Origin of the sequence: Streptomyces sp. P3, assembly GCF_003032475.1 — a bacterium.
GTDB lineage: Bacteria > Actinomycetota > Actinomycetes > Streptomycetales > Streptomycetaceae > Streptomyces.
The window spans coordinates 9,845,688-9,851,971 of record NZ_CP028369.1; the positions used below are offsets into that span (position 1 = coordinate 9,845,688).

Below are 6,284 nucleotides of genomic sequence, written 5' to 3' on the forward strand. Positions count from 1 at the left end.
TCGCCGCCGCGGCAGCAAGTTGCCGGATCAGCGTTCCGTGTCGGAGCGGCCGAAGCATGAGGGAACCCCCTATGCCTCGCCGGTCGTCGTGGTCTCCCCGCCTTCGTCGTGGTGCAGATGCCCTGTCGGCCCGGATCGATACGATGCAGCGCATGGCTATCAGACTGGAGAACGTCGGCATCGCTGTTCGTGACCTCGAGGCAACGATCGCCTTCTTCACCGACCTCGGCCTCACGGTCGTCGGCCGTGACACGGTCAGCGGTGAGTGGACGGACACCGCCGTCGGCCTCGACGGCAACCACGCCAACATCGCGATGCTCCAGACGCCGGACGGTCAAGGTCGTCTTGAGCTCTTCGAGTACATCCACCCCGAAGCGATCGAGACGAATCCCACTCGTCCCAACGAGATCGGCATGCACCGTGTCGCCTTCTCGGTCGACGACCTCGACAGAGCCCTTGAGACAGTGGCAAAACACGGATGCCATCCGCTGCGCGGGGTGGCGACCTACGAAGACGTCTACAAGCTCACGTACGTCCGCGGTCCCAGCGGCATCCTTGTGATGCTCGCCGAGGAGCTGAAGAAGAACTGACGGCCGCCGGGCCGTTCGGTCTCTCGGGCTCAGCCGCTGATCAGTTGACCGCGGGCTGCGGGGCCGGAGTTCGGCGGGGGGAGGTTTCCTCGCCGAGCGGGACGCGGTTCAGTCCGCGAGGCGGTGGGCGAGGTGAAGCAGATCCGCCAGGCGTAGCACCCGTCCGTCGAAGCCCGGGAGGGGGACGTGGAGCGGCCGGGTCCAACGGGCTGGGATCGCCTCCAGCCCGTAGTACGCCCCCGCCAGGCCCCCGGTCACCGCGGCGACGGTGTCCGTGTCGCCGCCGAGGTCGACCGCCGCCCGAATCGCGCCTCGAAGCCGGTGGTGGTGCGCAGGGCCCAGACGGCGGAGGTCGACGCCCGCATCAAGGAGCCGTTTCCCGCACCGAGCGGGCCGCCGGCGCGATCGTCGGCTCAGCGGTCGGCGACGCCCTGGGCGGCCCCTTCGAAGAGTGTCATGTCGTCGTGGGCGTGGGTGAAGCCGATCGGTTCGATGGGGCCGTCCACATGACCTGCCAGCGGCGGGGGATTCCACGGACGAGCAGCGGGCGGCGGTGTTCCTGGGGCCGGCCAGGCCCCCGGCGGACCCGGCGGCTCTACGCCTTCCGCGCCAGGCCGGCGGCGATGAGGTGCTCCCAGACCGTGAGCTCCCGCCTTCCGCCGCTGCTCCACGGGTTCTCGGTCTCGTCGGGACGCCACAGGGACGCGGGGACGATCCCGGGATCGAGGATCTCCAAGCCGTCCAGCAGTGAGGCGATTTCCTCGTCCGTGCGCCACCGGCCGCGGCCGAACGTCTGCTGGAGGACCTTCTCGGCCTCCGCGGTCTCCGGGTTGTTGCCGGAGCGGAAGTGGCTGACGAAGAAATAGCTTCCGGAGGGGACGTGGTCGCGCCAGTAGCTGACGATGCCGGCCGGGTCCTCGTCGTCGTTGACGTGGTGGAGGATGGCGCTGAGGATGACGGCGACGGGACGGTCGAAGTCGATGAGTTCGAGCGTGTCGGGGTGGGTGCGGATGCCTTCGGGGTTGCGCACGTCGACCGCGACGACACGGGTCCGGTCGTTGTTCTCCAGCAACGCGCGGCCGTGGACCAGCACCTGGAGGTCGATGTCGACGTAGACGACCCGGGACTCGGGGGCGTGCCGTTGCGCGACCTGGTGGACGTTGTCCGCGGTGGGCAGGCCACTGCCGAGGTCGATGAACTGCCGTATGCCGGTGGTCTTCGCGATCTCCTTGACCGCCCGGGTCAGGGCCGAGCGGTTGGCGAAGGCGATGGCGACCGAGCCGGGCAGGTCGCGCTTGAACACATCGCCGATCTCGCGGTCCACGGCGTAGTTGTCCTTGCCGCCGAGCAGGTAGTCGTAGACGCGGGCGATGCTGGGCTTGGCCGGGTCGATGGAGGAGCCTTCGTACGTCATGGCGGTTATTCTCCCCCCAACCTGCCCTGCGCACCTGCGTTTTGAGGCCCTTCGGATGCTTGATCAACGTCCTTACGGGGACGACCGTGTGAATCCGATGGTGACGTCCGGGCCGGAAGAGGCCATGTACGAGCGCCACTTCCGTCTTCTCGTTTGCCTCGAGGCAGTGGCGCGGGGTCGTCAGCAGGTCCGTGCCGTGCCGCGCGTCGTGGTCGCGCTGCTCGGCGCCGCGCGGCAGATGAGCCCACCATCACCCAGGCCCGCAAGGACGTCGCCCGCACGGTCAGCACCCTGGCGGGTGACTCACAGGAGTTTCCCGCTCATGGCAACCCTTTGCGGTACCTGTGACCACAAGGAGTCGGATCCGGTCATGGAGGTGTCTGGATCCGCTCTGGTCTGGTGAACGGTACGCAAGGAGAACGTCTTCCCCATGAACAATCCCACGAACGGCGGGCGCCGCGGGCGTCACCGCCGTCGCTGGACCGCCACCGGCCTGCTGCTGGGCGTGCCCGCCGTCGTCCTGCCGTATCTCGTGTTCGTGCAGGAGGATTCGCAGGCCGCGACTGTCGACGCCAGTGCCTACTACCGACTGGTATCGGTGCGCAGTGGCAAGGTGATGGATGTCAACGGATTCTCCACCGCCGACGGCACCCGTATCCAGCAGTGGGCCGATCAGAACACCGCCAACCAACAGTGGAGGCTCAAGCCCGCCGGGGACGGCTACTACGAGCTGGTGAACCGCAACAGCGGCAAGGTGCTGGGCACAGTGGGCAGTTCGACCGCACGTTCGGCTGCCGCCGAGCAGCAGACCGACAGCTCCTCCACCGCCCAGGAGTGGAAGATCCAGGACGTGAGCGGTTCCGACGCCGTCACCTTCACCTCCCGCAAGAGCGGCCTGGTCCTGGACGTCTCCGCAGGTTCCACGGCCGACGGTGCGACCGTCATCCAGTATCCGAGCCGGGGCAGCACCAACCAGCAGTGGAGGCTCGTGAAGGTTGGCGGGACCCGGACGTCCGGGGGCGGCACCGCGCGGACCACGGCCGGGGCCGGACCCTACTCGTGGAAGAACGCCCAGGTGGTGGGCGGCGGTTACGTCACCGGGCTGGTCTTCAACCAGCGCGAGAAGGGCCTGCTGTACGCGCGCACCGACATGGGCGGTGCCTACCGCTGGGACACCGGGGCCGAGCAGTGGATCCCGCTGACCGACCGGTTCGGCGAGAAGGACTGGAACCTGCTGGGGATCGATTCGCTGGCCACCGACCCCGCCGACCCCAGCCGGCTCTACCTCGGCGCGGGTACCTACACCAACGAGTGGGCCGGCAACGGCGCGATCCTGCGCTCCACCGACCGGGGCCGCACTTTTCAGCGCACCGAACTGCCCTTCAAGCTGGGCGGCAACGAGGACGGCCGAGGGGCGGGCGAACGGCTCGTGATCGACCCGGCGGACCACGGCACCCTGTTGCTGGGCACCCGCAAGAACGGTCTGTGGCGCAGCTCCGACTACGGCGTGACATGGAGTCGGGTCTCCTCGTTCCCCGTCAGGGACGGGGGGAGCAGCGGCGGAGGCATCTCCTTCGTGACGTACGGGCCGGCAGGCAGCAAGACGGTCTACGTCGGCGTCAACGACAAGGCCACCTCCCTCTACCGCTCCACCGACGGCGGCGGTACCTGGCAGGCCGTCCCCGGGCAGCCCACCGGCCAGCTGCCGCAGCACGGCGCGGTCTCCGGCGACGGCTCGCTGTACCTGACGTACACCAACGCCCTCGGGCCCAACGGCGTGACGGCGGGCTCGGTGCGGAAGTACACGCCGAGTGGCGGCACGTGGAAGGACGTTTCCCCTTCCCAGGGAAGCTACGGGTTCTCCGGTCTGGCCGTCGACCCGCAGAAGCCGTCCACGGTGATGGTCACCACCCTGGACCGCTGGTGGCCCGAGGACGAGATCTACCGGACCACCGACGGCGGCGCGACCTGGAAGGCCCTGGCCGGCAAGTCGATCCGCAACGCCGCCGCCGCTCCGTACATCGGCACCGGCGTCGGGCACTGGATGACCGCCCTGGCCATCGATCCCTTCGACTCCGGGCATGTGCTGTACGGCACCGGCAACGGTATCTGGCGCAGCGAGGACGCCACAGCCACCGACAGCGGCGGCACCAGTCACTGGACCGTGGGGGCGGGAGGGCTGGAGGAGACCGCGCTGGCGGACGCCGTCGCCCCGCCCGGTGGCGCCGCCGTCCTCACCTCCATGGGGGACCAGGGCGGCTTCCGGCACGACTCCCTGACCGAGGTGCCCGCCGGGCGGCTGAGCAACCCGATGATGAGCAACAGCACCGACATCGACTTCGCCCAGGCCAATCCCTCGGTGCTGGTCCGGGTCGGTCGCGGCGGCGCGCAGGACGGCGCCTACTCCACCGACGGCGGCAGCAGTTGGAACGGCTTCAAGTCGGAGCCGGTGGCCGGCGCCGACAGCGGCCACGTCGCGCTCGCGGCGGACGGCTCCACCATCGTGTGGACGGAGGAGGGCCAGGCCCCGTACCGCTCGACCGACAGGGGCGCGAGCTGGTCGAGAGCCGGCGGCCTGGGCGCGGGCGCCGTGGTCGTCGCCGACCGGTCCTCGGCCAAGACCTTCTACTCCCTTTCCGGCGGCACGCTCTACGTCAGCACCGACGGCGGCGCGACCTTCACCGCCCGCGCCACCGGCCTGCCCGCCGGCCGCCTCACGGCCGTCCCCGGCGTCGCCGGAGACCTGTGGATCGCCGGCTCCGGCCAGGGGCTGCTGCACTCCACCGACGGCGGCCGCGGCTTCACCGCGCTCGAGACGGTGCGGTCCGCCTCCGCCCTGGGCTTCGGCAAGGCCGCGCCCGGCGCCTCGTACCAGACCCTGTACCTGATCGGCGCCGTCAAGGACGTCACCGGGGTGTTCCGCTCCACCGACAGCGGCGCCACCTGGCTCCGTGTCAACGACGACGCTCATCAGTGGGGCAGCATCGGCGGCCTGGGCATCGTCACCGGCGACCCGGACACCTTCGGCCGCGTGTACATCGGCACCAACGGACGCGGACTCCAGTACGGCGACCCGTCCTGACCCCGACGCCCGAGCGGGTCCGCAGGCGCGACAGTCTGCGGACCCGCTCGGGCGTCGACGAAGTTCCGACAGTCCCGGCGGTCACTCAGTCCTCGAGGAGGGCAGGGGGGTCCTGCCTTCCGGGGCCGAGCGGAAGCCGCTCGTTCGCGGGCACCGCCGGCACGGTCACGAGCCGGTGATCACGGGCGCGCCGGTCAGCGCTGCAGGGTGAGGACGCCGGGCCGGTAGGGCAGCTGCTCGTAGGGGGTGCCCTGCGGCGGGTTGGGGGCCTGGCCCTGGTAGAGGAACTGAAGGTTGCAGGGGTCGATGGTCATGGTCTGGTCGGGGTTGTTGCGGACCAGGTCACCGTGGCTGATGTCGTTGGTCCAGGTGGCGCCGCTGTTGGCCTTGCCCGCGAAGGGGCTGCTCTCGCTGGTGGCCTGCGGAGTCCATGAACCGTTCAGGCCGGAGGCGGTGAACGAGCGGAAGTAGCGCACGTTGTTGGACGTCTTCGCCTCGACGATCATGAGGTACTGGTTCTGGTCCTTGATCTTGTAGACCTGGGGCGCCTCGAAGAGGTTGTCGGTCGTGTCGCTCATGACCGTGGTGTACGAGGAGCCGAAGTTGCCCGGGAAGTTCCCGATCGGCATCGTCGCCTTGTAGATCTTGCCGTTGTCACCGGCGAAGAACAGGTACATGTTCTGGCCGTCGGCGATCAGGGTCTGGTCGATCGGGCCGATGCCGGACTCGGTGCGGGGGATGGTGCCGGTGAACAGCGGCTGCGGCGCGGACCAGCCGTTGGGGTTGGTGGGGTCGCTGGAGGTGCGGTAGTTGAAGGCCCAGCCGCCGCTCCACTGGGAGGCCAGTACCCAGATGTTCTTGGGTGCGAAGTAGAACAGCGTGGGCGCCACCGAGGACTGGCTCATGCCGGTCTGGGCGGCAGACGCCATGTCCGACCAGTTGGTGAAGGGGGCGAACGCCATCGACCCCCATGACCCCGACGACGTCGAGTAGTTCGTCCCGTAGACGAGGTGCTTGCCGTTGTACGTCACGGTGGTGAAGTCCTTCAGCGAGGCCCATCCGTTCGACGGCTGCGCCAGGGCGCCCGTCGAGGTCCACCGGTACGTCGACGGCAGGGAACAGGTGCTGCCGGTCGATGCCAGGCCGGTCCACTTCTGGTTGCTGCCGCCGTTGCACGTCGCGATCTCGACCGCCGTGC

At 69.3% G+C, this 6,284-nt stretch carries 4 protein-coding genes and 1 pseudogene; 2 read left to right on the forward strand and 3 right to left on the reverse strand.

Translation table 11 applies throughout. The features are described 5' to 3' along the window. Positions 1-152 precede the first annotated feature (152 nt). Positions 153-590 (forward strand): VOC family protein, encoded by a 438-nt coding sequence (locus C6376_RS43615; protein ID WP_107449527.1) that lies wholly within the window; start codon positions 153-155, stop codon positions 588-590. Positions 591-698: 108 nt separating this feature from the next. Here the strand turns inward: C6376_RS43615 and C6376_RS43620 are convergent. Both C6376_RS43620 and C6376_RS43625 read right to left on the reverse strand, forming a co-directional pair. After that, positions 699-940, reverse strand: a pseudogene (locus C6376_RS43620) (ADP-ribosylglycohydrolase family protein); the annotation flags it as partial. Positions 941-1,185: 245 nt separating this feature from the next. Beyond that, a complete protein-coding gene (locus tag C6376_RS43625) occupies positions 1,186-2,013 on the reverse strand; it encodes an SAM-dependent methyltransferase (protein ID WP_107448691.1) in 828 nt (275 codons plus the stop codon). A gap of 421 nt (positions 2,014-2,434) precedes the next feature. On the opposite strand from C6376_RS43625, the gene C6376_RS43630 reads away from it, so the two are divergent. After that, the gene (locus C6376_RS43630) at positions 2,435-5,086 is read left to right on the forward strand and encodes an RICIN domain-containing protein (RefSeq protein ID WP_107448692.1); all 2,652 of its coding nucleotides are present in this window, start codon (positions 2,435-2,437) and stop codon (positions 5,084-5,086) included. Between the two features lie 194 nt (positions 5,087-5,280). On the opposite strand, the gene C6376_RS43635 is transcribed toward C6376_RS43630, so the two are convergent. After that, positions 5,281-6,284, reverse strand: a 1,004-nt coding sequence (locus tag C6376_RS43635) for a non-reducing end alpha-L-arabinofuranosidase family hydrolase (protein ID WP_107448693.1), incomplete at its 5' end; no start/stop codon positions are given.